Source organism: Ruegeria sp. CE6 (assembly GCF_056537485.1).
In genome coordinates, this window is sequence record NZ_JBQFRR010000002.1 from 476,069 (window position 1) to 501,681 (window position 25,613).

At 57.3% G+C, this 25,613-nt stretch carries 25 protein-coding genes; 8 read left to right on the forward strand and 17 right to left on the reverse strand.

The window, feature by feature from the left end:
* The first annotated feature begins 109 nt into the window (after window positions 1–109).
* Window positions 110–1,267, forward strand: coding sequence for a ribonuclease D (gene rnd, locus ACR0DK_RS10815; RefSeq protein ID WP_223117996.1), 1,158 nt, complete (start codon window positions 110–112; stop codon window positions 1,265–1,267).
* Here the strand turns inward: rnd and ACR0DK_RS10820 are convergent.
* Entirely contained in the window at window positions 1,264–1,788 is a 525-nt protein-coding gene (locus ACR0DK_RS10820) for a hypothetical protein (protein ID WP_170405998.1), read from the reverse strand. The two genes, rnd and ACR0DK_RS10820, sit on opposite strands and share 4 nt — an antisense overlap.
* 141 nt (window positions 1,789–1,929) lie before the next feature.
* On the opposite strand from ACR0DK_RS10820, the gene ACR0DK_RS10825 reads away from it, so the two are divergent.
* Window positions 1,930–2,340: a SufE family protein gene (locus ACR0DK_RS10825; RefSeq protein ID WP_170392962.1), complete on the forward strand. Its 411-nt coding sequence runs from the start codon at window positions 1,930–1,932 to the stop codon at window positions 2,338–2,340.
* A gap of 3 nt (window positions 2,341–2,343) precedes the next feature.
* Here ACR0DK_RS10825 and ACR0DK_RS10830 read toward each other — a convergent pair whose 3' ends face one another.
* Complete coding sequence (locus ACR0DK_RS10830; protein WP_170392963.1) at window positions 2,344–3,009, reverse strand: DUF1638 domain-containing protein; 666 nt, start codon at window positions 3,007–3,009, stop codon at window positions 2,344–2,346.
* A 101-nt stretch (window positions 3,010–3,110) separates the two neighbouring features.
* Window positions 3,111–3,809, reverse strand: a complete 699-nt coding sequence (locus ACR0DK_RS10835; protein WP_170392964.1) for a corrinoid protein — start codon at window positions 3,807–3,809, stop codon at window positions 3,111–3,113.
* Between the two features lie 315 nt (window positions 3,810–4,124).
* On the opposite strand from ACR0DK_RS10835, the gene ACR0DK_RS10840 reads away from it, so the two are divergent.
* On the forward strand, window positions 4,125–5,192 hold the full coding sequence (locus tag ACR0DK_RS10840) for a PA0069 family radical SAM protein (RefSeq protein WP_223117998.1): 1,068 nt from the start codon (window positions 4,125–4,127) through the stop codon (window positions 5,190–5,192).
* A 9-nt stretch (window positions 5,193–5,201) separates the two neighbouring features.
* Here the strand turns inward: ACR0DK_RS10840 and ACR0DK_RS10845 are convergent, their stop codons facing one another.
* The 3 genes from ACR0DK_RS10845 to gltX form a co-directional block, all read right to left on the reverse strand.
* On the reverse strand, window positions 5,202–6,143 hold the full coding sequence (locus ACR0DK_RS10845) for an autotransporter domain-containing protein (RefSeq protein WP_170392966.1): 942 nt from the start codon (window positions 6,141–6,143) through the stop codon (window positions 5,202–5,204).
* Window positions 6,144–6,314: 171 nt separating this feature from the next.
* Window positions 6,315–7,610 carry a citrate synthase gene (gene gltA, locus ACR0DK_RS10850; RefSeq protein WP_170392967.1) on the reverse strand — a complete coding sequence of 432 codons (1,296 nt, stop codon included), beginning with the start codon at window positions 7,608–7,610 and terminating at the stop codon, window positions 6,315–6,317.
* Window positions 7,611–7,724: 114 nt separating this feature from the next.
* Window positions 7,725–9,131, reverse strand: a complete 1,407-nt coding sequence (gene gltX, locus ACR0DK_RS10855; protein ID WP_480736108.1) for a glutamate--tRNA ligase — start codon at window positions 9,129–9,131, stop codon at window positions 7,725–7,727.
* A gap of 78 nt (window positions 9,132–9,209) precedes the next feature.
* On the opposite strand from gltX, the gene ACR0DK_RS10860 reads away from it, so the two are divergent.
* Complete coding sequence (locus ACR0DK_RS10860; RefSeq protein ID WP_480736110.1) at window positions 9,210–11,237, forward strand: ComEC/Rec2 family competence protein; 2,028 nt, start codon at window positions 9,210–9,212, stop codon at window positions 11,235–11,237.
* Here ACR0DK_RS10860 and lexA read toward each other — a convergent pair.
* The 6 genes from lexA to ACR0DK_RS10890 form a co-directional block, all read right to left on the reverse strand.
* Window positions 11,231–11,929 carry a transcriptional repressor LexA gene (gene lexA, locus ACR0DK_RS10865; protein WP_170392970.1) on the reverse strand — a complete coding sequence of 233 codons (699 nt, stop codon included), beginning with the start codon at window positions 11,927–11,929 and terminating at the stop codon, window positions 11,231–11,233. The genes ACR0DK_RS10860 and lexA overlap by 7 nt on opposite strands.
* Before the next feature lie 70 nt (window positions 11,930–11,999).
* Window positions 12,000–13,172, reverse strand: coding sequence for a molybdopterin molybdotransferase MoeA (locus ACR0DK_RS10870; protein WP_480736112.1), 1,173 nt, complete (start codon window positions 13,170–13,172; stop codon window positions 12,000–12,002).
* Window positions 13,169–13,642 carry a cyclic pyranopterin monophosphate synthase MoaC gene (moaC, locus tag ACR0DK_RS10875; RefSeq protein ID WP_480736114.1) on the reverse strand — a complete coding sequence of 158 codons (474 nt, stop codon included), beginning with the start codon at window positions 13,640–13,642 and terminating at the stop codon, window positions 13,169–13,171. The genes ACR0DK_RS10870 and moaC overlap by 4 nt, the downstream gene beginning before the upstream one ends.
* Window positions 13,642–14,454: an indole-3-glycerol phosphate synthase TrpC gene (gene trpC / locus ACR0DK_RS10880; RefSeq protein ID WP_480736115.1), complete on the reverse strand. Its 813-nt coding sequence runs from the start codon at window positions 14,452–14,454 to the stop codon at window positions 13,642–13,644. Before trpC ends, moaC begins: the two co-directional genes overlap by 1 nt.
* The gene (gene trpD, locus ACR0DK_RS10885) at window positions 14,451–15,470 is read right to left on the reverse strand and encodes an anthranilate phosphoribosyltransferase (RefSeq protein ID WP_170646154.1); all 1,020 of its coding nucleotides are present in this window, start codon (window positions 15,468–15,470) and stop codon (window positions 14,451–14,453) included. Before trpD ends, trpC begins: the two co-directional genes overlap by 4 nt.
* On the reverse strand, window positions 15,467–16,048 hold the full coding sequence (locus tag ACR0DK_RS10890; RefSeq protein ID WP_170392975.1) for an anthranilate synthase component II: 582 nt from the start codon (window positions 16,046–16,048) through the stop codon (window positions 15,467–15,469). The genes trpD and ACR0DK_RS10890 overlap by 4 nt, the downstream gene beginning before the upstream one ends.
* Window positions 16,049–16,245: 197 nt before the next feature.
* Between ACR0DK_RS10890 and ACR0DK_RS10895 the strand changes: the two genes are divergently transcribed.
* Window positions 16,246–17,727 carry a divergent polysaccharide deacetylase family protein gene (locus ACR0DK_RS10895; protein WP_480736118.1) on the forward strand — a complete coding sequence of 494 codons (1,482 nt, stop codon included), beginning with the start codon at window positions 16,246–16,248 and terminating at the stop codon, window positions 17,725–17,727.
* Between the two features lie 24 nt (window positions 17,728–17,751).
* Here ACR0DK_RS10895 and trpE read toward each other — a convergent pair whose 3' ends face one another.
* The 5 genes from trpE to fabI form a co-directional block, all read right to left on the reverse strand.
* The gene (gene trpE, locus ACR0DK_RS10900) at window positions 17,752–19,263 is read right to left on the reverse strand and encodes an anthranilate synthase component I (protein ID WP_170595521.1); all 1,512 of its coding nucleotides are present in this window, start codon (window positions 19,261–19,263) and stop codon (window positions 17,752–17,754) included.
* 12 nt (window positions 19,264–19,275) lie between these two features.
* Window positions 19,276–21,117, reverse strand: a complete 1,842-nt coding sequence (locus ACR0DK_RS10905; RefSeq protein ID WP_480736120.1) for a SurA N-terminal domain-containing protein — start codon at window positions 21,115–21,117, stop codon at window positions 19,276–19,278.
* An 81-nt stretch (window positions 21,118–21,198) separates the two neighbouring features.
* Entirely contained in the window at window positions 21,199–22,374 is a 1,176-nt protein-coding gene (locus ACR0DK_RS10910; protein ID WP_480736122.1) for an aminotransferase, read from the reverse strand.
* 39 nt (window positions 22,375–22,413) lie between these two features.
* Window positions 22,414–22,923: a xanthine phosphoribosyltransferase gene (gpt, locus tag ACR0DK_RS10915; protein ID WP_170421803.1), complete on the reverse strand. Its 510-nt coding sequence runs from the start codon at window positions 22,921–22,923 to the stop codon at window positions 22,414–22,416.
* A gap of 6 nt (window positions 22,924–22,929) precedes the next feature.
* Window positions 22,930–23,736 (reverse strand): enoyl-ACP reductase FabI, encoded by an 807-nt coding sequence (gene fabI, locus ACR0DK_RS10920; protein WP_170405951.1) that lies wholly within the window; start codon window positions 23,734–23,736, stop codon window positions 22,930–22,932.
* A 134-nt stretch (window positions 23,737–23,870) separates the two neighbouring features.
* On the opposite strand from fabI, the gene pdxH reads away from it, so the two are divergent.
* From pdxH to ACR0DK_RS10935, 3 genes are all read left to right on the forward strand, one after another.
* Window positions 23,871–24,476, forward strand: a complete 606-nt coding sequence (pdxH, locus tag ACR0DK_RS10925; protein ID WP_170405948.1) for a pyridoxamine 5'-phosphate oxidase — start codon at window positions 23,871–23,873, stop codon at window positions 24,474–24,476.
* A 117-nt stretch (window positions 24,477–24,593) separates the two neighbouring features.
* Window positions 24,594–25,121, forward strand: coding sequence for a cold-shock protein (locus ACR0DK_RS10930; protein ID WP_170392983.1), 528 nt, complete (start codon window positions 24,594–24,596; stop codon window positions 25,119–25,121).
* Window positions 25,122–25,128: 7 nt separating this feature from the next.
* Window positions 25,129–25,596 (forward strand): DUF192 domain-containing protein, encoded by a 468-nt coding sequence (locus tag ACR0DK_RS10935; protein WP_480736125.1) that lies wholly within the window; start codon window positions 25,129–25,131, stop codon window positions 25,594–25,596.
* The last annotated feature ends 17 nt before the right edge of the window (window positions 25,597–25,613 follow it).

Here is a 25,613-nt window from a genome sequence, read left to right on the forward strand (position 1 = left end):
GCGGCGGGGTGATTTACACGCAAAGGTTATTCGTCTTATGGTCGCATATCGCTCGGGACGAGGACGGCACGGGCAGTCACAATAACCAAAAGCAAGAACAGCACCGCGCATGAAAACCCTGACGACGACGCAAGAGCTGGCCGCATTCTGCTCGGCTGCTGCACAATATCCTTATGTCACTGTAGATACCGAATTTCTGCGCGAACGGACCTATTATTCGAAACTCTGTCTGGTGCAGCTTGCAGTGCCATCGGAAGATGAAGACAGCGCCGTTCTGGTTGATCCATTGGCTGACGGCATGTCGCTGGAGCCTTTGTACCAGCTGTTCTGCGACGAAAGCGTGGTTAAGGTTTTCCACGCCGCGCGGCAGGATCTTGAAATTTTTTGGGTCGACGCGGGAGTCTTTCCGACTCCGTTGTTTGATACTCAGGTCGCCGCGATGGTCTGTGGTTTTGGTGAACAGGTTGGCTATGAGACTCTGGTCCGGAAGATTTGCAAGGAAGGGGTCGATAAAACTTCTCGCTTCACCGACTGGTCACGGCGCCCTCTGACGGAAGCGCAGAAAACATACGCATTGGCAGATGTAACCCATCTTCGGAAAATCTATGAGCATCTGGCTGCAGAACTTAAGAAGTCGCGCCGGGATCACTGGGTCGCAGAAGAGCTTCGCATACTGACCCGACCCGAGACATATGACATTCGCCCGGAAGAGGCGTGGCGGCGGGTCAAAACGCGGACCAACTCTGCCAAGTTTCTGGCCGTGGTTCGAGAGCTGGCGCAGTTCCGCGAGGCCTATGCGCAAGAGAACAATGTGCCACGAAGCCGTGTGTTCAAAGACGATGCGTTGATCGAGATGGCCTCGACCAAGCCCAAGACGCCCTCTGATCTGGGCGGATCGCGCTTGTTGCTGCGCGAAGCGCGCAAAGGGGCGATCGCAGAAGGCATTCTGGAGGCGGTAAAACGGGGCGTAGGTTGCCCGCAAGACCGATTGCCGAAAATTGACAACAGCCGCGACAAGCTGAAGGTCAACCCTGCACTTGCAGATTTGCTGCGCGTTCTTTTGAAATCAAAGACCGAAAGCGCAGGCGTTGCCGCAAAATTGATCGCCTCCAGCGCGGAATTGGATCAGATCGCTGCAGGAGAACGAGAAGTTCCCGCCATGTCTGGTTGGCGGTTCGAGGTTTTTGGCGAGGACGCGCTGAAGCTTTGCGAAGGCAAGATTGCTTTGGCCGCCAAGGGACAGGCCGTGCAGGTTGTCTCGCTTTAACGGCGACGGGATTCCAACGCGTTCTGCTGGCCTTTGACCCGAACTAAACGAATACCTTCCAGTTCTTTCCGGCTTACATTGACGGCCTCTGAAACCATCCGCGACCGTTCGGTGCCCTGCGCAGTGGCGTAGTCCGGGTAATCCACGCGGAAGGTGAATTCCATAACGCCATTTTTGCTGAGTTCTTCAGATCTTACGCGCGCGAGCTGCGCGTTGAACGCACCCTGTCGAATGGCTGTGCCAGCCGCATAGATGATTGCACCCGTCGAGGTTGGGTCGATCCGCAATTCGTTGATCACGGCGATTGGAACGCTATTATCCTCGGCGTCCGGACGCTCGAACAGGCCTTTTTTGTCGGCATTTTCGGGAACCAAGGCATTAGCGTCATCGGCTGATACTTCGGATGGGCTGGGTGTGCTGCTGCCAAACCAGTTCGATGGATTCGCGCTTGAGTTGCTCCAGTTGCTACAAGCGGACAGAGCCATTGTGGAGATCATCAGAACAGGCAGAGTTTTGTGCATGGACCCAGTACTTTGTGCAACTTTACCTGCATCGGGTTAACGCAATTTCGATCGTTTGAAAAGCCACGCTGGGGACTGGACAGTTGGTAGCGCTGAGCATAGTTCACAATTGTGAATGCGTAACGCAAGGACGGACCCGATATGGCAACGCCAGCCTTCGAAGAGATAGTCGAGGATTTCGAGTTCCTGGAGGACTGGGAAGACCGCTATCGCCATGTGATCGAGCAGGGCAAAGCGATGGAGCCTCTGGATGATGCATTCAAAGTCCCTGCGACCAAGGTGAATGGTTGCGCCAGTCAGGTCTGGCTGCATCCAACCATTGAGGGCGGTCAATTCCGCTTTGACGGTGACAGCGATGCCCTGATTGTTCGGGGCCTGATTGCGGTTCTGCGTAGCCTGTATAACGGCTTGCCGGTGGCCGAGGTGCCCAGTGTTGATGCCGGTGGAGAACTCGCGCGACTGGGGTTGCAGGATCATTTGTCTGCCCAACGTTCGAACGGGTTACGCGCTATGATAGAACGTATTCGCGAAGTGGCATTGGCCAGCGCCTGACTTTTAGGTGGATTTGCGCGCTGCCCAGTCAGCAAGCGTGGTTTCCAAATCGCCATAGCCGGTTTGCCGACGTTCGAATTCCAGCCCCATCCGATCAGCGCACTCCTGCGCGCGACGGGTCAAGTCGGGATCATCGGTTTGCGCCTGATAAACGAGCTTGGTGTAATTGCCGAAATACATCTCTCGCAATTCAGGATGACGGTCCAGACCCAGCGGTTTCCAGACAAACGCATCAAACTGCCGCGCAAGGAAATCTGTCAGATAAAAAGCGGTGGTTTCATCGTCGCCATGCGCTGCAAAGGCCAGATTGCCCTCGAAGAAGGAATAGCAATGGGGCCCTTGGATCATCTCGACCCCCAGTCGCTTGCACGCTGCCTGTAGCAACCCACCGGTTCCGCAATCGGCATAGACAACGTAGATGCGGTCGTATGAGTCTCGATGCTTGGCAACCGCATCCTCGACCGCCTGTGTGATCTTTTCCGGGTGCACATGCAAAATGGCGGGCAGGCAAGTCAGGGCCATGTGATCCCAGCCGTTCCGTTCTTTCAGGTCCAGAATCTCGCGGGCCAGTGCACCACATGCGATCAGAAGAATCGACTCGGCGCTGTGCGCTGCGACATAGCCCTGACGGGTCAGGCTGTCATCGTCTGGGATCTGTGAGTCGGTCATCTGATCTCTCTGGCTGGTCTTTAGCTATATATGTGCCCGAGGTTCGGACAAAAAAGGCCGCCCCAAAAAGGACGGCCTGTCTCACGATATGATCTCGCGCCTTAGCCGGCCAGTTGGTTGTGCTTGCGCGACATGAAGTCCTTGGCCATTTCCACCGCCACGGCTGCGTCGCGGCAATAGCCGTCAGCGCCGATCGCCTTGCCGAACTCTTCGTTCAGCGGAGCGCCGCCAACCAGAACGGTGTACTCATCACGCAGGCCTTGTTCGACCAACGTGTCGATTACGACCTTCATATAAGGCATCGTCGTCGTCAGCAGAGCGGACATGCCCAGAATGTCGGGCTGTTCGTTTTCCAGCGCTTCGAGGTAGTTCTCGACCGGGTTGTTGATGCCGATATCGACAACTTCGAACCCGGCGCCTTCCATCATCATCGCAACAAGGTTCTTGCCGATGTCATGGATGTCGCCCTTGACGGTGCCGATCACCATCTTGCCAACGCGCGGAGCACCAGTTTCAGCCAGCAGAGGCTTCAGGATCGCCATACCGCCTTTCATGGCGTTGGCCGCCAGCAGAACCTCAGGCACGAACAGGATGCCGTCGCGGAAGTCATGGCCGACAATTGTCATGCCGCCAACCAGCGCTTTGGTCAGGATGTCATAGGGTTGCCATCCGCGCTCGAGCAGGATGTTCACACCTTCTTCGATCTCTTCCTTCAGGCCGTCATAAAGGTCATCGAACATCTGTTCGACGAGTTCGTCGTCATTCAGTTCGGACAGGACGATGTCTTCTTCATCAGACATGGGTATTTCCCTGAGCTGTGCGGGCCTGCGGCCCGTGGTGGCATTTTCACCGTTTTGGCCATTTCGTCGCAGGTCTACTGTGACGATTGCGACCTAGGTCGTTCTGAGACCGACCTATAGGCCGAATATTCGCACTCAGCGACATCGAATTTTGCAAGATCATCCTGCATTGGTTTCATTAGCCACGGTAAATTCACCTGCAGTCTAATGCGTCGCCTGTTTCGAGCATCTGATGATTTTTGGAAATCGAAACATGAATCTTGCCAGTGAAACTGGTTTTAATTACATCTAGTGATAGGAACAAAAAGCGAACAAATGACTGCTGCCATCAAAAGCCCTGGGCGCGGAGCAACCTCAAACGAAGCAGGTCGATTCGAGAGGTTTACAACCGAGTTGACCGAAGATGGCTGGGATTTGCCAGAGGAACTGCCCCCGTTGCGGACCGAAGTTCGGGAAGAAATGGCGCGCAATCTGATCACCTATAACAAGTCGCCGGACCTACCTTTTGACCGATCCATAAACCCATATCGGGGCTGCGAGCATGGATGCGTGTATTGCTTTGCTCGGCCAACGCATGCGTATCTGGGGCTGTCTCCGGGTTTGGATTTCGAAACCCGCCTTGTTGCGCGACCCAATGCGGCTGAGCTATTGCGTCGCGAACTCTCAGCACGTTCTTACAAGGTGGCCACGATTGCACTGGGAACCAACACCGATCCCTATCAACCGATCGAAAAAAACCGCAAGATAACAAGAAGCTGTCTAAAGGTTCTGAGAGATTTTCAACATCCGGTCGGTATTGTGACCAAGGGGACTCTGATCGAGCGTGATCTTGATATTCTGGCACCGATGGCCCGCAATGGCCTTGTCCGGGTTGGCATCTCGCTGACCACATTGGACCGCGATCTTTCCCGACGGATGGAACCCCGGGCGCCTTCACCGCAGCGCAGGCTCGGAATGATCCGCAACCTGACCGAGGCTGGCGTGCCTGTGCGCGTTATGACGTCTCCGGTGATTCCCGGTTTAACCGATCATGAATTGGAAATCCTGTTGGAGGCCGGAAAGCAGGCTGGCGCCGATGCTGCAAGCTGGATCATGCTGCGGCTTCCCCGTGAAGTATCCGCGCTCTGGCGCGAGTGGCTGATCGAACATCAGCCGGGCAGGGCTGAGAAGGTGATGGCACGGCTGCGCGAAATGCATGGGGGTAGGGAATATGACCCCCGGTGGGGCCACCGCATGCGGGGCGAGGGGACCTATGCCGAGATGATTGCGCAACGGTTCAAGGCCGCAGTCAAACGTCTCGGGCTGTCGACAGACATGCCGCCACTGAACTGTGCGGCGTTTGCACCTCCACCCCAGCCCGGTGATCAACTGGCTTTGTTTTGAAGCCTTGGTTCAGAAACTAATGCCAATACCGGCCGAGAATCCGTTGACGGTATCGCTGCCGTAGTAGCGGACCATAAACCGTGTCGTTGATACCCAAGGCACCCATGTGTCAGACAGATCGACCTCGATCCCACCACCTACGCGGGCCAGCCAGTCGGTGCCCAATACAAGTGACTGATCCCCGATCAGATAGGACAGGGACAGATCGCCCACCCAGCGGACCGGGCGACCGAACATGCGTTTTCCAGTTGGAAAGCGGTAGCGTGACCACAGAACTGCATTTGCGGCAGTTGATTCAACCAACAGGTCCTCGTTGTCTCCGATAGGCCAGTATTCGATATGGGTATAGCGCAGGCTTGCCTCGAATTCCCGGTCGTTGGACAGAGCTTTCTCGTACGAGACCGTCATCGATCCGCCTGCGCCACCAGCCCAGATGCCGCCGCTTTCGAGAAAGTCTCGATCAAGCCCCAGGCGGTTGGCTATGGCTTGCGCACCGACAGATGCGTCGGATTGCGTACGTCCGACCGAGATATGGGCCATCGGGGTCATTTTCCAATACTCGCCGATGTCGAACTGATAGCCGACACCGCCGGTCAGGGCGAGGCTGGTCCATTTCAGCGGTATACGCGTGGTATCTCCGGTGCCGCTGAAGGTCAGAACGGGGTCATAGCGCGCGTAGCCTATATACCCCTCAAGATAGATCGGCACGCCCTCAGCAAGGCGAAACCCGCCGCCCAGCTGGGCGGATTTGAAATCGTAATCGCGATTGTCAGTATTTGATTGCAGTGAGATTGCGCTGGCAGAATCGTCCGGGATGCCTGCCAACCCCAAGATTGCCAACGACCCGGCGGCGTTTTCCTGCTGCTGCTTCTCAAAAGCACGCTCCAGCACGCTTTGAGCGGATGCCGATTGCGCAAGTAGCAACATAATGAACAAGAAGATGAAACGCATGAGAACCAAACAATATTCGCCGGACGCGGCAACATTAGGCGGACTGAGGCAGTGCGGAAAGATGCATCGAAACAGTCATTTACGATTGGTTTCGAACGGTCTCATTTTGGTAACGCTACGGAAAAAAAGACCCCGGATAACCGGGGTCTTAACATCGATATTGTGTGTGGATCAGCGGTTTTCGATGTCCACGTAATCGCGGTTGGTCGCGCCCAGATAAAGCTGACGTGGGCGTCCGATCTTATTCTGTGGATCGGCAATCATTTCTTTCCACTGGCTAACCCAGCCAACGGTACGTGACAACGCGAAGATTGGCGTGAACATCGAGGTCGGGAAGCCCATCGCTTCCATCACGATGCCCGAATAGAAGTCGACATTCGGGAACAGTTTCTTCTCGATGAAATACGGATCTTCCAGAGCCTGTTTTTCCAGCGCCTTCGCGACCTGTAGTTTGGGATTGTTTTCCACGCCCAGCAGGTCAAGTACTTCGTCTGCCGATTGCTTCATCACTTTCGCGCGTGGATCGAAGTTCTTGTAGACGCGGTGGCCAAAGCCCATCAGACGGAACGGGTCATCTTTGTCTTTGGCGCGCTCGATAAACTCGGGGATGCGGTCCACGCTGCCGATCTCTTCCAGCATTTCAAGGCAAGCCTGGTTCGCACCACCATGGGCCGGACCCCAGAGACAGGCGATACCGGCCGCGATACAGGCGAACGGGTTTGCACCCGAAGAAGATGCCAGACGCACCGTCGAAGTCGAGGCGTTCTGTTCGTGATCCGCCTGCAGCATGAAGATACGATCCATGGCGCGTGCCAGAATCGGGTTCACCTCGTAATCTTCGGCAGGAACGGCAAAACACATGCGCAGGAAGTTTGACGCATAGTCCAGGTCGTTGCGCGGATACACGAAGGGCTGACCAATATGGTATTTGTAGGCCCAGGCCGCGATGGTCGGCATTTTTGCGATCAAACGGTGCGAAGCTACTTCACGCTGACGCGGGTCCGCGATGTCGGTCGAATCGTGATAGAACGCGGACATGGCACCAACCACACCCACCATGATGGCCATCGGATGCGCATCCCGGCGGAATCCGCGATAGAAATACTGCATCTGCTCGTGCAGCATCGTGTGCCGGGTGATTGTGGTCTCGAAGTTCTCCAGATCCTTCGCCGAAGGCAGCTCGCCATACAGCAGCAGATAGCTGAGTTCGAGGAAATGCGACTTCGAGGCGATCTGCTCGATCGGATAACCGCGATGCAGCAACTCACCCTTGTCACCGTCGATGAATGTAATGGTGCTGTCACAGCTTGCGGTGGACGTGAAACCCGGATCATAAGTAAAGACGCCAGCCTGACCATAGAGCTTGCGAATATCGATCACATCGGGCCCAGCGGTCGGAGAAAACACCGGCAGATCATAGCTTTCGCCGTGGACAGTCAGTTTGGCTGATTTTTTGCTCTCGGTCATGTTTGTCCCTTCTTCATTCGTGCGCATGCCGGATCGCTGTCCGACAAAGCAGGCAACGACTGCGATCCGTCGCGCAGTCCGTTCTTAGCGGAGCAGCGTTACCCTTATGTGAAATCAGGCCGGGTTCGCTGCATCAGAAAGCCGCGCCAGGGTTTCATCGCGCCCAAGCACAAGCATCATGTCAAATACCGAAGGTGTAACTGCCCGGCCCGCTAGTGCCGCCCGCAGCGGACCAGCCAATTTGCCGAACTTAACCCCATTCGCCTCTGCGAACGAATTCAGGGTCTCCTCCAGTTCGTTCCGGGACCAGCTAGCATTTTGCAGCTGCGGCGTCAATTCTTTCAGTATACCGTCGGATACAGATGCCAGCGCCTTTGTGGCCTTTTCATCTGGCTGGATAGGTCGCGACGTAAGCACAAAATGAGCTTTTTCAATGAGTTCCGGGAACGTGCGTGCGCGGTCCTTGAGGCAATACATCGCACGGACCAAATCACTTGATTGTGTTTCGGAAAGCGGCGGCAAACCAGCTGACTTCAGATATCCCTGAATTTCATGCTGCAGCGCGGCATCTTCCCCGACGGCAATATGTTGTCCACAAAGGTTTTCAAGCTTCTTCACATCAAATCGCGCCGGGCTTTTGCCGATGCCATCCAGATCGAACCACTCTTTAGCTTGGGCATCGGTAAAGAACTCATCATCCCCATGGCTCCAGCCCAGCCGAGCCAGATAGTTGCGCATTCCGGATGCCGGATATCCCATGGCCCGATATTCTTGCGCCCCCAACGCACCGTGACGTTTGCTGAGCTTTTTCCCATCGGGTCCATGGATCAAAGGGATATGCGCCCAGACTGGTACATCCCAACCCATCGCCTCGTAGATCATCATCTGACGGGCGGCGTTGTTGAGGTGATCGTCGCCCCGGATCACATGAGTCACGCCCATATCATGATCGTCAACCACAACGGCCAGCATATAGACCGGAGTCCCATCCGAACGCAGTAGGATCATGTCATCCAACTGATCGTTGCGAATGGTGACATCGCCCTGCACCTGATCGCGGATCACAGTGGCACCGTCTTGCGGAGCCTTGATGCGGATCACGTAAGGTGCGTCCGGATGGGTGGCCGGGTCGGCCTCGCGCCATGGGCTGCGAAACAGGGTCGACTGCCCCTCGGCCCGCGCCTGTTCACGGAATGCAGCGATTTCTTCCTGCGTCGAAAAGCACTTGTATGCCTTGCCGTCGGACAGCAATTGATGCGCGACCTCTGCATGTCGAGGGGCACCCTCGAATTGGCTGACGACCTCACCGTCATGATCAAGCCCTAGCCAGTCCATGCCTTGCAGTATGGCCGCTGTTGCTTCCGGCGTGGAACGTTCCCGATCGGTATCCTCGATCCGCAACAGGAACTTGCCGCCGCGACCCCGCGCATAAAGCCAGTTGAACAGAGCAGTGCGGGCGCCACCGATATGCAGAAATCCGGTGGGAGAGGGGGCAAAACGGGTGACGACCTGATCGGACATGGTGTGGATTAACCTTTTGGTAACCTTAGCGGGCATAGTTTGGCGACTATCTACCCAGCCCGAAGGACGGGGGCAACCATGCGTGTTCTGACACGGGTCGAGACCGCATTGCTGACCCAGCGGGGACACTTGTTTCCGTGGTCCCCGATCTGCCTGGCGGTCGGGATTGGTTGGTATTTCAGCCTCAGGTTCGAACCCGAGGTTGAGCTCTATGCCGGCGTTCTGGCGCTTGCCTTGCTGGCGCTTGCCTCCACCCGTTGGATGGGGGCCGCGTGGTCACCGCTGGCCACTGGCTTAGCCCTGATCGCGATGGGGTTCGCTCTGGCCGGGGCGCGGGCACATATGGTTGCGGAGCCGGTCCTGCAATGGCGTTACTATGGCCCGGTCGAGGGGAGGGTCGTAGCGCTGGACCGCTCTGCGTCGGATGCGCTGAGGGTGACATTGGATCAGGTGCGGATCGGGGACGTTCCTGCTGATCAAAGACCCCGGCGCATCCGGCTGTCTATTCACGGGGAGTCAGTTGCGCTGTCCCCGGGTCAGCGGATTATGACCACAGCACATCTTTCGCCGCCGCAAGGGCCAGTTGAACCCGGAGGTTTTGATTTTCGCCGCCACGCCTGGTTCCAGCAACTCGGCGCTGTTGGATACACTCGGGTTCCGGTCCTGACGTCGGCTGCGGCGCAAGATGGTTTGGACGGAGTGCGTATCACGGCCTGGCGCATGGAGATCTCGGATCGGGTGCGCACGATCCTGCCGGGCGAAGTCGGGGGCTTTGCCGCCGCCGTAACTACCGGTGATCGCAGCGGGATGGGGCAGGCCTCGTTAGAGGCGTTGCGCGCGTCCAACCTGGCTCATCTTCTGGCGATTTCGGGCCTTCACATGGGTTTGTTGACCGGTTTCGTTTTTGTGGCGTGCCGCATGGGGTTCTCAATGGTACCTGTCATCGCGCTTCGCATGCCCGTACGCAAGGTGGCCGCGCTCTGTGCGTTATTCGCGTCGACAATCTACCTGCTTCTGTCTGGTGGGAACGTCGCGACTGAGCGCGCCTTTGTGATGGTCTGCGTTATGCTGGGGGCCGTATTGTTGGACCGGTGCGCGATTTCATTGCGGGCGGTGGCCATGGCTGCGCTGATTGTTCTTACCTTGCGCCCGGAAACTCTATTGAGCCCCGGATTTCAGATGTCTTTTGCTGCTACAACCGCCTTGGTCGCAGGGTTTGGCGCGTTGCGGGACTATGGCCCAATGCCAGGCCCAAAATGGCTGCGGCCTGTGCTGGCCTTGTTGACATCCTCGGCGATCGCGGGGATCGCGACAGCTCCGATCGGGGCGGCGCATTTCAACGCTATTTCGCACTACGGGTTGCTGGCAAATCTCGTCTCCGTGCCCGTCATGGGAACGCTGGTCGTTCCAAGTGCGGTTGTCGCCGCCCTTCTTGCACCTTTTGGGCTTGAAGCGATTGCATTGCACGTAATGGGTCTTGGGCTGAGATGGATCCTTACCGTTGCCGATTGGGTCGCGGGACTGGAGGGCGCGCGCGGGTACGTAGTAAGCCCAGACTATTTCGTATTGCCTGTTCTGGCTCTGTCTCTTCTGTGGCTAATGCTGTGGCAAGGGCACGCACGGTGGCTCGGCATTGCCCCGGCAGCATTGGCGATAGCGCTGTGGGGCCAGGGAAGCCGCCCAGACGTGCTGATCGCCGATACCGGCGGGCTGGTCGGAGTGATGACTGAACACGGGCGCGCGCTGAGCAAACCGAAAGGCAGCGGATTTGTCGCGTCGGTGTGGCTGGAAAATGACGGGGACGGGGCAGATCAACCAAAGGCCGCTTTGCGATGGCCAGAGGCATCAGCGGGATTTCAACGTTTTCTGCTGGGAGACAAAGAGCTTGTCCACTTGACTGGTAAGCGGGCTGCGAGCGCCTTTCAGGAATGCAGGAAAGATCAGATCATTGTCGCCCCGGTGTCGTTGACTTTGACCGGTGAATGCAGCGTTTACGATACGGAATTTCTGCAGAAGACAGGCAGTCTTGCGTTGTCCAAGGGGCGTTTGTTAGCGAGTTCTGATATCTCAGGCCGCCGCCTCTGGTCCCCCAAGCTGCCTCAGTAGCTTCGGATCAAGCCTACAAGGCGGCCCTGAACTTTCACCTTGTCTTCTGGCAGCACGCGAGTCTCATAGGCCGGATTCGCCGCTTCCAGCGCAATGGCCTGACCTCGGCGGAAAAACCGTTTCAGCGTGGCTTCCTGATCTTCCACCAATGCCACCACGATGTCACCATTGTCAGCGGCCGTGGTTTCGCGGATCACCACGACATCGCCATCGTTGATACCGGCGTCAATCATCGAGTCGCCACGAACCTCAAGCGCATAATGCTCGCCGCGACCTGACACCATCGAGCCCGGTACAGCGACACGGTGCGACACATGGCTGATCGCTTCGATCGGTACACCGGCAGCAATCCGGCCCATAACAGGCAATTCCATCGCATCAACTGTGACGGGTTCAAAGTTCGCGGGGCGTGGACCTTCAGGGCGATCGCCTTCAATCACACGCGGTTTGAAACCTGCCGTGGGCTCTCCCCCAAGGCTTTCTGGCAGCTTGACAATTTCGATGGCACGAGCCCGATGGGCAAGGCGGCGGATAAAGCCACGTTCTTCAAGCGCGGTGATCAGTCGATGAATCCCGGATTTTGACCGTAGATCCAACGCGGCCTTCATCTCATCAAAACTGGGCGGAACACCGTCCGCTTGCACGCGTTTGTGGATGAATTCCAGCAAATCCAATTGCTTCTTGGTCAGCATTGCTCATACCTCGTCGCTCATGCGTTTTCTTTTGTTCTACGCATGTTCACGTTTTGTGTCAACGGATTTGCTAGATCGGTAGGTAAAGGACCTCATCCCCGGCCTCGCGCGCGGGATCGTGGGGTTGGCGTACCAATAGTGCATTGGCTTGCGCCAAAACACTTAGCAGCGAGCTGTCCTGATCATCACAGGCGCGGATGCCGCTGTTGTCCAACACCGCCCGCATATAATGCTCACGCGGGCCATTTTTTCCGAGCGGGGCAGAAAGGCGGGCGCGTTGGAATGGCTGAAGGGCCTGTTCAATCCCCAACATGCGGCGCACCATTGGGATGAGGAACAGGTAACCGCACACCATGGCACTGACCGGGTTTCCGGGTAGTCCGACCATTGCAGCACCCCCAAGCCGCCCGGCCATCAGTGGTTTACCCGGTCGCATGCGAATCTTGTAGAACGATTGCTTCAGCCCAAGACCTTCCGAGACATCCGCAACCAGGTCGTACTCGCCAACCGACGCCCCTCCGATTGTCACCACAAGGTCAGCGCCCTGTGCCAAGCCAAAAGCTGTTTCTAATGACGCTATGGTATCTTGTGCGATAGGAAGTACACGAACTTTTGCGCCAGCATCTTCCAGTAACGCCTTAAGACCAAAGGTATTTGAGGCGATGATCTGATCGGGGCCGGGTGTTTCTCCGGGCATCACCAGTTCGTCACCGGTTGAGATTAATGCAACCACGGGTTTGCGGGTCACAGGGACCGAAGCGATGTTCATCGCTGCCATCAATGCAACATCTTCGGGTCTGAGCTGGCGTGGGGCCGTGATCTGCGTAGCGATGCTGAAATCGATCCCCGCAGGGCGGATATTGGCCTTTTCACCGGGGGCGTCGGTTATGGTGATCAGATCACCGCGTCGGTCGACATCTTCCTGTATGACGACGAAATCTGCACCATCCGGCACAGGCGCACCAGTGAATATACGCACAGCTTGGCCGGGTCCGACGCTTCCAGCAAAGCGACGTCCGGCCGCTGCTTCGCCAACCACTTTGAACATTGCGTGCAGTTCGACTTCGGCCGCCTTGACGGCGTACCCATCCATTGATGACGCCGCAAAGGGCGGCTGATCACGCGTTGCTGCAACGTTTTCTGCCAGGATACGACCGGCAGCCTCGGCAAGGGCAACCGTTTCTGCGGGCAGCGGTGAGACCAGATCGAACAGCAGAGCCCGCGCTTCTTCAACCGAGATCATGATGTCTCGTAACGCCCTGATTTTCCGCCGTCTTTCAGTAGAATGCGAATACCGCCGATCTCCATCGATTTGTCCACGGCCTTCGCCATATCGTAAACCGTCAGTGCGGCTGTCGAGACTGCTGTCAGCGCTTCCATCTCTACGCCGGTCTGGCCGGAAGTCTTTACAGTCGCTTCAATCTGAACGCCGGGAAGGTCCGGGTCTAAGCTAAGTTCAATCGCGACTTTGGTCACGGGTAGCGGATGACACAGAGGTATCAGGTCAGGCGTTTTCTTGGCGCCCATTATGCCCGCAAGTCTGGCAACACCAAGAACATCGCCTTTCTTAGCGCGTCCTTCTGAAATGATATCAAAGGTTTCCTTCGCCATCTTGATGTATCCAGATGCAACCGCAACCCGGTCGGTGACAGCCTTGTCGGACACGTCCACCATATGGGCCTCACCTTTGGCATCAAAATGGGTCAGCGGCATCACATCACTCCGGGAATGAGCGGGTTGGCGAGCAGTGCTCGAGTTGCCGAAGCTACATCATCCTGACGCATCAGGCTTTCACCAATAAGGAAACAGCGCGCACCGTAGCGGGCGATATCGGCGAGGTCCGCCGGAGTGCTCAGGCCGCTCTCGCAGACGATCGTGCGATCCGCTGGAACCAGCTTTGACAGATGACGAGTTGTATCAAGAGTCGTCTCGAAGGTCTTGAGATTGCGGTTGTTTATCCCGATCAGCGGGCTTTTCAGCTGCGATGCCCGCTCAAGCTCGTCTGCGTCATGGACTTCGATCAGAACATCCATGCCCCAGTCAAACGCGGTTTGCTCAAGCTCGGCGGCCTGTGCATCGCCGACCGATGCCATGATGATCAGGATGCAATCCGCACCCAATGCACGCGCTTCGACCACCTGATAGGGGTCGTACATGAAGTCCTTCCGCAATGCTGGCAACGAACAGGCCGCGCGCGCTTCGGTCAGAAAGGACTTGTCACCCTGAAAGCTAGGCGTGTCCGTCAGAACCGACAGGCAAGCCGCGCCGCCCTCTTCATAAGCTTTGGCAAGCGCGGGCGGATCGAAATCAGCGCGGATCAGACCTTTGGACGGGCTGGCCTTTTTGACCTCGGCGATCAATCCGTACCCCTTGCGCATAGCCGAATGCAGGGCTTCGGCAAAACCGCGTACCTCGGGTGCGTTCCGTGCCTCAGATTCTAGTGTTTCCAGAGGCTTATGCGCCTTATCCGCAGCGATCTCTTCCAGCTTGTACGCTTTGATTTTGTCCAGAACGGTCTCGGTCATGCGGCTTCCTGTGTAATGCGCGCCAGCGCGGTGATCTTTTCACGGGCCTTGCCGCTATCAATGCTTTCTGTGGCCATCGCAACGCCCTCGCGCAGATCGCTTGCCGCATCTGCAACGACCAGCGCCGCTGCCGAGTTCAGCAACACCGCGTCGCGGTAGGCTGAAGGTGCCCCATCCAGCAGGGCGCGGAAGGCGACCGCGTTCTCTTCGGGCGTGCCGCCGATGATATTTTCGAACGGATGCACCGGAAGGCCTGCATCTTCGGGGTGAAGCTCGACCTCTTTGACAACGCCGTCCTCAACCGATGCGACCCAGCTGACCCCGGTGATCGTAAGCTCATCCGTACCGTCTGAGCCGTGGACTAGCCAGGCATGTTCAGCCCCAAGCAGACCCAGAGTTTCGGCCATCGGGCGGATCAGGTCGCGGCTGAACGCACCGGTCAGTTGGCGCTTCACTCCGGCGGGGTTGGTCAGGGGGCCCAGAATGTTGAAAATCGTGCGCGTCCCCAGTTCTTGCCGCGAAGGCATGACATGGGCGATCGCCGGGTGGTGCATTGGGGCCATCATAAAGCCGATACCGACCTCTTTCAGCGCTTTCTCAACGACTTCCGGGCCGACCATTACGTTGATACCTAGCTGCCCAAGAGCATCTGCTGCGCCAGATTTCGAGCTCAGGTTCCGATTACCGTGTTTTGCAACGGTGACTCCGGCGCCAGCCGTCACAAAAGCCGTGGCTGTCGAGATATTGAGTGTTCCTTTGCCGTCGCCCCCCGTGCCAACGATGTCCATCGCGCCAGCGGGAGCTTTCACTGCATTGCATTTCGCGCGCATTACGGCAGCGGCGGCGGCGTATTCCTCGACCGTCTCGCCGCGCGTGCGCATTGCCATCAGCAACCCGCCGATCTGGCTGGGCGTGGCGGCCCCATCAAAGAGGATGCCAAAGGCCTGTTCAGCCTCGGCACGGGTCAAAGGTCGATCGGCCGCAGCACCGATCAGCGGTTTCAGAGCGTCGCTCATGCGGGGACTTTCATTTCGTTCAGGAAGTTCTTGAGCAGGGCGTGACCATGCTCGGACGCGATGGATTCCGGGTGAAACTGGACGCCGTGGATCGGCAGTTCTTTGTGCTGCAGACCCATAATCGTGCCATCCTCAAGCTCGGCCGTGATCTCAAGGCAATCGGGCAGGCTTTCGCGTTCTACGACAAGCGAATGATACCGGGTGGCCTCGAAGGGCGAGGGCAGGCCAGCGAATACACCTTTGCCGGTGTGTTTCATCGTGCCCATTTTCCCGTGCACGATCTCATGACAGCGCACAACCTTGCCGCCAAATGCCTGACCGATGGTTTGATGCCCCAGACAGACCCCCATCAGCGGTGTTTGCGTCTCGGCCGCGGCTTCGGTCAGGGCCAGACAGATGCCCGCCTGATCGGGATCACAAGGGCCGGGACTGAGCAGAATACCAGCCGGGTTCATCGCCATTGCTTCCTGTACATCCAGCGCGTCATTCCGGCGCACGACCATCTCGGCCCCGAGCTCACCCAGATAATGAACGAGGTTGTAGGTAAACGAGTCATAGTTGTCGATCAGCAGCAGCATTTGGGCACTTATCTTCCTATGGGCATTTCGGGCTGGCGATGCAGTCCCTGAGCGCGGTATAATGTCGGGACATACATGCTCAGGCTTGTGCGGCAGCGTCAAGAGGACATACCCAACTTGACACCGTGCGGGTGAGCGCCGCGGAAGATGGCGTCTGGGTGGATGAGGCACGAAACAACGCGAGAGGCGAGATTTCGATGAGCGGATTTTACGGTGGAGTGATCGCCGGGGCGGTCTCGGTATTGGCACTGGGCGCGGTTCTTTCGCTGACAACTCCTTTGTCACGTAAACCAGTTGTGACGGCAACCGCGCCCGAAGTGGCTGATACTCCGCAGCCCCTGGAGGCTGCGAAAGTTGAAGAAAGCAATGCCGATGCTGATCTGGTTGAGTTGCCACCATCCGGCCCTGAAACCCCCGATCTATCATCAGATTCGCTGGATGGCTTGGCAGGTATCGAGCTTGAGCCCGGTGCCCGTCCTGAGGCGGGTGGAGCACCGACCGTAGCCGAGGCACCTGCAGCGATCTCATCTTCTGACGTGACCGTTCAAACCGAAGCGCCCGCGGCACCGCCAAATCCACTTGCCGAACCAACCTCGCCACAACAGGAAGCCGAACCGGCAGCGCTCGCGGACGCTCCAGCAGCGCCTGCGCCCGAGGAAGCCCCGGAACCGCAGGTTGCGGAAGAAACGCCCAACGAGGCCCCTCAGGTCGCTGCCTTGCAGCCTGAGATCGCGGATGTGCCGGATGCAGCTCCAGAGGCTCAGGAAGCGGAACCCGTGCCTGATGAAAATCCAATCGCGGTTGAGGGTGAAGAAGATACCCGCCCTGTACGTCAGCCGCGCGTATTGACCCTGCCGCAAATTGGCGGAGAGGGGGCCACAGGTTCCGGTTCGTTGATCGGCAAGCGTGTCGTGCCCCTAACCGAGAGGGATGACCCGCCCGTCGAACAAGCCGTGATTACTCCAGAAGTGGTGGCCAAGCCCATCGAAGCACATGCTGCCACCTTCGAAAATCCAGAATCCAAGCCATTGATGTCGATCATTCTGATCGATGATGAAGGGGCTTTTGGGGCCGAGGCGTTGCAGGATTTCCCATACCCGCTAAGTTTTGCCGTCAGCCCGTCTGACCCGAATGCAGCGGAAAAAATGGCCCGTCATCGCGAGGCTGGATTTGAAGTATTGGCCTTGGTTGACATGCACGAAGCCGCCAGTGCTCAGGACGCTGAGGTGTCGTTGTCGGTGTGGTTGGATCAATTGCCTCAAACCGTTGGCATTCTGGAAGGTGTCGGAAGCGGCATTCAGGGCAACCGAAAGCTGGCTGATCAGGTTGCGGCGATTGCCGGAGATACCGGGCGCGGGCTGGTGACGCAGGACAATGGTCTAAACACAGCGCAAAAGCTTGCAGCGCGCAACGGCATTCCATCCAGCGTAGTGTTCCGCGATTTCGATGGTGCCAAACAGGACCCCAAGATCATGCGGCGTTTTCTGGATCAGGCAGCCTTCCGCGCCGGACAGGAAGGTGCCGTGGTGATGCTGGGTCGTCTGCGTCCCGAGACGATCTCGGCTCTGTTGCTGTGGGGGCTTGAGGATCGCGGCAGCCGCGTGGCGATGGCCCCAATTTCTGCCGTGATGATGAAAGAAGTCCAGCAGGGCGATGCCGGATCGCTGACGGACGGGTGACGGCAGCGACCATCCGCCACCCCACTAGCTGTTTCCGCTGCCTGTAAACCGCGCCGCATCCGCAGCCGCGCGGCGAATGGCGTTCGATTTATGGACGGTCTCCATGTATTCCGCTTCGGGGTCGCTGTCATAGACAACGCCGCCTCCAGCTTGGATATACAGTTTGTGGTCTTTCACAATAGCCGTCCGCAGCGCGATGCACATATCCATGTCGCCGCCTGCGCTGAAATACCCGACACCGCCACCGTAGATGCCGCGCTTTTCAGGCTCCAACTCGTCGATGATCTCCATCGCGCGCACTTTGGGCGCGCCTGATACCGTGCCTGCAGGCATCCCGGCAAAGAACGCGTCCAATGCATCCTTGTCTTCGGCCAGTTCACCGACCACGTTTGATACGATGTGCATCACGTGGCTGTAGCGCTCGATGATGAACTCTTCGGTAGGACGCACGGTTCCAATCTTAGAAACACGCCCGGTGTCATTGCGGCCCAGGTCCAGCAACATGAGGTGCTCGGCCAGTTCTTTCTTGTCGGCCAGCAGGTCGATTTCGTTGGCTTTGTCTTCTTCGGGCGTCGCGCCACGCGGGCGGGTACCCGCGATAGGGCGGATCGTGACCTCATTGCCGAAGACACGCACCAGAATTTCTGGGCTTGCACCTACGACCTGAAAGCCGCCGAAGTTGAAATAGAACATGAACGGCGACGGGTTGGTGCGCCGCAGCGAGCGATAGAGAGCAAATGGCGGCTGCGGAAAATCCTGTGTCCAGCGTTGGGCTGGGACGACCTGAAAGATATCACCTGCACGGATATATTCCTTGGCCTTTTCAACGGCTTCCATATAGCCCGATTTGGTGAAGTTAGAGACAGGAGCCCCAACTTCTATTGCGTCACCCAGATCGCGCGTCTCGGCCGGCATGGCACGCTCAAGATCACGCACGGCATCCATCACACGCTCGGCAGCCTGCGCATAGGCGGCTTTGGCGGTTTGCCCCTCGCTGACCCAGGCGGGCGACACCACGGTAACCTCGCCTTTGACGCCGTCCAACACAGCAATGACCGAGGGGCGCAGCATGATCGCATCGGGCAGGCCCAACGGGTCAAGGTTCACATCCGGCAGGTATTCCACCAACCGGACCATGTCGTAGCCCAGATAGCCAAACAGGCCAGCGGCGGCCTGCGGCAGGTCATCGGGAAGCGCGATGCGGCTTTCAGCCAACAAGGCGCGCAAGTTGTCCATCGGGTTGCCATCCTGTGGCTCGAACGCCTCGGCATCGAAGCGGGCTGATCGGTTCAAGGCCGATGTCTCGCCCTGACAGCGCCAAATCAGATCGGGCTTCATTCCGATGATCGAATAGCGCCCACGCACTTCACCCCCGGTTACCGACTCGAGCATGAAGGCGTCTTTCTGAGCGCCTGTCAGTTTCAGCATCAGTGAAACCGGCGTATCCAGATCAGCGGCGAGGCGGGTATAGACGACCTGATTTTCGCCCGCATCATAAGCGCGCGCGAAACTTTCGAAATCCGGGGTCAGGGCCATGTTCTGTCTCTTTTAGTAACTGGCCCGTACCGCGTTCAGCGCTTGCTGATCCAGCACAGGGCGTGCGCGTGTCTGGGCATTGCGCACATAGATGTCAAAGATGTTCTGCGCCAGCGCCTGGCTCAATTGCGCAGCCAGTGCATCCTGCATCTGGCGTTGCTCATCGGTTTCCGCCGGAGGCAGCTCTTCATCCAGACGCACGATCAGGGCGTTACCGTTTCCGGGAATGACACGCAGCTCGCCAGGGTCCATTTCAAACACCTGAGTCATGAAGTCCACGGGAACATCCCCGAGGAATGCGGTACGTGTCAGCGCATTTTCGACGCGGAAGGGCAGGCCTGTGGCGGTAAAGTCGCCATTTGTTGCCAGTTGGGTCAGAACCGTGTTGCCCTGATTTTGCAGCGCTTTCGCAGTTTCTACCTGCAGCCATGCCTCGGCGACACGGTCACGGGCGCTTTCCAGAGGTTCCGGGCGCGGTTCCAGCACTTCATTCAAGCGCAACGCAAAGATCGAACCATCTTCAAGGAACGCGACCTCTGGGAAATCACCTTCTTGCACAGCCTCAGCGACTGAGCGGAAGCCGTCATACGCGGCAACGCCATCGTCGCTTTGCTGGGTCCAGTCGATCTGACCCAGTTCCATCTCGGTCTCACCGGCCAGTTCTTCCAGTGTTGCGCCGCCTGCAAGCAGGTCGTTGATGTCTTCGGCCTGTGCTTCGATCTGACGGCGCGCTCGGTCGGCGGCGAGTTCTGCACGAAGTTCGGGTTCGGCGTCTTCGAAACTGACATTGTTCTCGGCCAGCGATCCATTGATCCGGAACAGGGCAGGGCCGAACACCGTGGGAAGCGGGCCGACCACATCGTCGATCTCGGCGGCAAACACGGCGTCGGCTGCATCGCCCAGATCTTCACGGGTGACATCGCCCAGATCAACATCGCTCAGCTCAAGCTGACGTTCGCGGACCAACTGTTCGAAATCGGCCCCGCCAACTTCAAGTTGTGCCAGCGCCTCGGTTGCGGATTCTTCGCTGGGATAGGGCAGACGCTCGACCAAGCGGCGCTCGGGTTGGAAAAATTCGTCAGCGCGTTGGTCGTATAGACGGCGCAGAGAATCTTCGTCCACTTCGATCGTGTCGAGCAGCATGTCGGGCGACAGAATGGCGTAGGTCAGTTGCTTGGTGCGGGGCAGGGTGAACTGATCGGTATTCTCATCGTAATATGTCTGAATCTGCGCGTCTGTGGGTTGGGCCACGGGCGTTTCGAGAAGGTCGGCTGACAGGGTCGCCACGGTAAAGCTGCGGCGGGCCAGCACATAGTTCGACAAAGCCTCGGTCAGCGTACGGGGCATTTCAACACCGCTCATGACCGCACCCTGAACGATGGTGCGTGAAGATTCTTTGCGCAGATCCGATTCGAATTCGGAATCGGTCATTCCGACCTGTTCCAGCTGAAAGCGATAGGCTTCGCGGTCGAATGTACCGTTTACACCTTGGAACGCCGGTATCTGTACAATCTCGTCCTGCAGGTTCTCGTCACCGATCGAAATGCCAAGCTGTCCGACCTCGTTATCGATTGCGGCCAGCGCGATCAGGCGCGAAAGGGCAAGTTGATCGAGGCCAAGATCATGTGCCTGCGAAATCTGCATTGCCTGTCCGGTTTGTGCTTCGACGGCCCGGATCTCGCGCTGAAGCTCACGAAAATACGCGTCGACCGAAATGCTTTCATCACCGACCTGCGCAACCGTACGCACGGTTCCGGTCAGGCTGGTGGCGCCAAAGCCCGCAAGGCCCAGCATCAAAAGACCCATGAGAATCCAGACAAAGGTTTTGGATAGGTTTTTCATGCCTGCGGCCATGGTGCCCTCTTGGTTTTGTCGGCAAATGTCTGCCCAGTCGGTTGCGGCCCTGAATACGATGCGTGCAGCCGGGGGGCAAGCTTAGAAGGACAAGCCCTGCAATCGGTCGAACAATTGCGCGATACCGGCGCGGTCGAGGTTGGCAAATGCTACACGAACCTGCCGCTTTCCCGCGGAATCGCCCTCTGGCATGAACATGGTACCCGGCAAAAGCAGTATACCTGCCTCGGGTACCAGCCGTCGGGCCAATTCGTCGGAAGCGATGCCAAAGGGATGTTCGAGGTAGGCAAAGTAAGCGCCAAGTCCCAAAAGACGCCAGCCTTTGTCTTCAAGGCGTGGCATTCCTTCTGCAATGGCGGCTCTTCGGTCGAGAATTTCATCTCGTTCACCCGCAACCCATTGGGTCAAGTTCCGCATTCCCCAAAGCGCGGCAAACTGGCCGATCTGGCCGGGGCAGATCGCGACCGTGTCCAGAAATTTTTCGATCTCCGCCAACAGGGCGGGGCTGGTTGAAATCGCGCCGACACGGTGACCGGTCAGGCGATAGGCTTTTGAGAACGAGTAGAGATGGACAAACGTATCGTCCCAACCCGATTGCTGGAACAGGTCATGAGGCGCGCCTGATCGACTGTCGAAATCGCGATAGGTTTCGTCAACCAAAAGACGAAGCCCCGTTTCCCGCGCAAGATCAAAGAAGCGGCGCACCAAGTCCGCAGGATATTCGACACCACCGGGATTATTCGGCGTCACCAACGAAATCGCCCGTGTCTTTTCGGTGATAAGGGCGCGGGCGCGTTCCGGATCGGGAAGCAAATCATCGTCTGTGGGCAAATCAACGGTTTTTACCCCAGCCATATCCAGCCACATCTTGTGATTGAAATACCAAGGGGTCGGAAGGATCACCTCATCCCCCTGATCGGTAATTGCCGAAATCACGGCTGAAAAGGCCTGATTGCAGCCCGAGGTGATTGCGATCTGATTCGCCGTTACCTCAGCCGCATAATGTGCGCTGATCTGAGCCGCGAGTTCGGACCGCAGGTCATCGTTGCCCAAGACCGGGCCGTAAAGATGTGCGCTGTCCTGCTCGACTGCGAATTCGGCCATTGCTTGCCGCAGCGCTAACGGGGGCGGATCGACTGGAGCCGCTTGACTGACATTGATCAACGGACGGTCAACCGCGAACTCGACCCCGTCCAGCCAACGGCGTGCCTCCATCACCGGAGGGGCAAAGGTGGCGGCAGTGCGGGTCATTGTCATGGTGAGTCCGTGATTTCAACGCTTATGAAAAACGCTTGATTAATCGGTGCCCCGATAGGGTTCGACATATTGCAGCGCCATGTCCCATGGGAAGAAAATCCATGTGTCCTGACTGACCTCGGTAATGAAGGTGTCTACCATCGGACGGCCTTTAGGCTTGGCGTATACGGTCGCGAAATGCGCTTTGGGGAACATATCGCGCACCAGTTCCAGCGTTTTGCCGCTATCGACCAGATCGTCGATGATCAGAATACCGGTGCCATCACCCATCAGATCTGCATTGGGCGCTTTGAGAATTTCTGCTTCGCCCTGCGCCTGATGATGATAAGACTTCACGCTGACAGTATCGACCGTACGGATATCCAGTTCGCGGCTGACGATCATCGCGGGGGCCATGCCGCCACGTGTAATTGCCACGACCGCACGCCAAGCGCCGTCATCTGGTCCTTGCCCATCCAGACGCCACGCAAGAGCGCGCGAGTCGCGATGAATCTGATCCCAGCTGATGTGGAAGCCTTTTTCGTGTGGCAGGCGGTCCTTGGCGCTCATGGTCTGTTATCCTTTTTCAACGTCCGGCGCGTCGACGGCCTTCATTCCAACGATGTGATAGCCTGAATCCACGTGCAGATTCTCACCTGTCACTCCGCTGCTGAGATCAGACAGCAGATACAGGGCCGATTTACCAACATCATCGATGGTCACATTCCGGCGCAGGGGCGAGTTATACTCGTTCCACTTCATGATGTAACGGAAATCGCCGATGCCGCTGGCCGCGAGCGTCTTGATCGGGCCTGCCGAGATCGAATTCACGCGAATGCCGTCTTTGCCCAAATCCTCGGCCAGATACTTTACGGATGCCTCAAGGGCGGCTTTGGCAACACCCATTACATTGTAGTGTGGCATGACCTGTTCGGCGCCGTAATAGGTGAGGGTGATCGCACTGCCGCCTTCGTTCATCATTTTTTCCGCGCGCTGCATAACGGCGGTGAAAGAGTAGACCGAAACATCCATCGTCAGGTTAAAGTTCGCGCGCGATGTGTCGACGTAACGCCCGCGCAATTCGTTCTTGTCAGAAAAGCCAATGGCGTGGACGACGAAATCCAGTTTACCCCATTTCTTTTCGAGCGCGCTGAAGAGTTCATTAATTGATTCTTCGTCGCTGACGTCACAGGGCAAAACGATCTCGCTGCCCAACTGCGCCGCCAATGGATCGACGCGTTTTTTCAGGGCGTCCCCCTGATAGGAAAAGGCCAGCTCGGCCCCGGCGTCGGACAAGGCGCGGGCGATACCCCATGCGATTGATTTGTCATTGGCCAGTCCCATGATGAGGCCGCGTTTTCCGGCCATCAACTGATTTGACATCTTCGGTTCTCCGCCTGTCGTCGCATTGTGTTCGGTTGGTTTATGCCATTGATTGTCCTGCTTCAAGGCCATGCGCTCTTGCCCGCAGCGGGTTCTCGCCTTAGGGTCATGTTAATTGTTTCCTGGGGATGGAAATGAACGAGCACAATGGCATCTTCGCCGGGGCTGATCCGTTTGAAATCGCGGATCGGTGGCTGGCCGAGGCAGAAAAGACCGAACCGAATGATCCTAATGCGATTGCTTTGGCAACCGTGGACCCGGAAGGTTTGCCGAACGCCCGTATGGTTCTGCTGAAGGAAATCGAGAAGGACGCGTTTGTTTTCTATACGAACTATCACAGCGCCAAGGCTCAGGAGTTGGACAGCGCCCACAAAGCGGCTTTTGTGATGCATTGGAAATCTTTGCGGCGACAAATCCGTGTTCGTGGTACAATCACCAAGGAAGATGGGCCGCAGGCGGACGCATACTACGCCTCGCGCTCGCTCAAAAGCCGCTTGGGTGCTTGGGCGTCACACCAGTCGCAACCGCTGGAAAGTCGTGCATCCCTGATGGCCGAAGTGGCTAAAGTGACCGCAAAGTTGGGTACCAACCCGCCTCGCCCTGAATTTTGGGGGGGATACCGTGTAACACCTGTCGAAGTCGAGTTCTGGGCCGATGGTGCCTTCAGGTTGCATGACAGGTTTCAGTGGAAGCGACAAAATGTCGATTCCGACTGGCAAGTGCTGAGGTTAAATCCATGACGTTCGCGTTGCGTGAAATGCAACTGTTTGCAGACAATAGCTTTTTTCAGCTTGAATTTGCGAGCCAAAACATAAACAAGAAACCCTTAACGACTTGCCTATCGTAATGGGAAAACAGTGCCAGAAGATCTGAACAGCATGTACCGCGTCCGTGGACACGTAAAATGGTTCGATCCCGCCAAGGGATACGGATTTGTTGTGTCTGACGAAGGCGGCCCGGACATTCTGTTGCACGTCAACGTGCTGCGAAACTTCGGGCAAAGCTCGGTCGCGGATGGCGCCGGCATCGAGATCATGACCCACAAAACTGATCGCGGTGTTCAAGCGGTCGAAGTGATCAGTGTTGACCCGCCTGTTCGCGCGGAAACCATGATGTTGGCCGATTTTGCCGAGCTTGATCCAACCGTGATCGGCAGCGCTCCGCTTGAGGCTGCGCGCGTCAAATGGTTCGACAAGGGCAAAGGGTTTGGCTTTGCCAATGTTTTCGGCAGCAGTGAAGACGTATTCCTACATATCGAGGTGCTACGTCGTTCTGGGTTGGCAGATCTGCAACCGGGCGAAGCGCTGGCCATGCGGGTCATTGATGGCAAGCGCGGAAGAATGGCCGCGCAGGTTCTGGCCTGGGAAGCGGCCCTGAACGACTAGGTTCTGAATGATGAGAACGGCTTTCGTACTGGCGCTCCTGAGTTTTTTGATTGGCGGGATCGCGCGGGCTGAATGCCGTCCGGATCGTGTCGAGCTTCGAAATGATCTGGCAGAGGTTCGCTTCGACGTTGAACTGGCCATCACACCGAAAGAGCGATCGCGCGGATTGATGTTTCGCGAAAGCATGCCGAACAGATCTGGAATGTTGTTTGTTTTTAATCCGCCGCAACCTGTTGCGTTCTGGATGAAGAATACCCTGATTCCGCTTGATATGATCTTTGTTGATCGCTCGGGCACTGTGACGCGTGTGCACGAAGGTGCAATTCCGGGGGATCTGAGCCCAATCGAGGGCGGCGATTCGGTTTATGCAGTCCTGGAAATCAACGCTGGCCTAGCCGAGCGTTACGCCATTCGGCCTGGATCGCAGATGCGCCACGAAGTTTTTTCGCAAGGTCCTGCAATTTGGCCCTGTTAGGGCTTTTCAAATCAGAT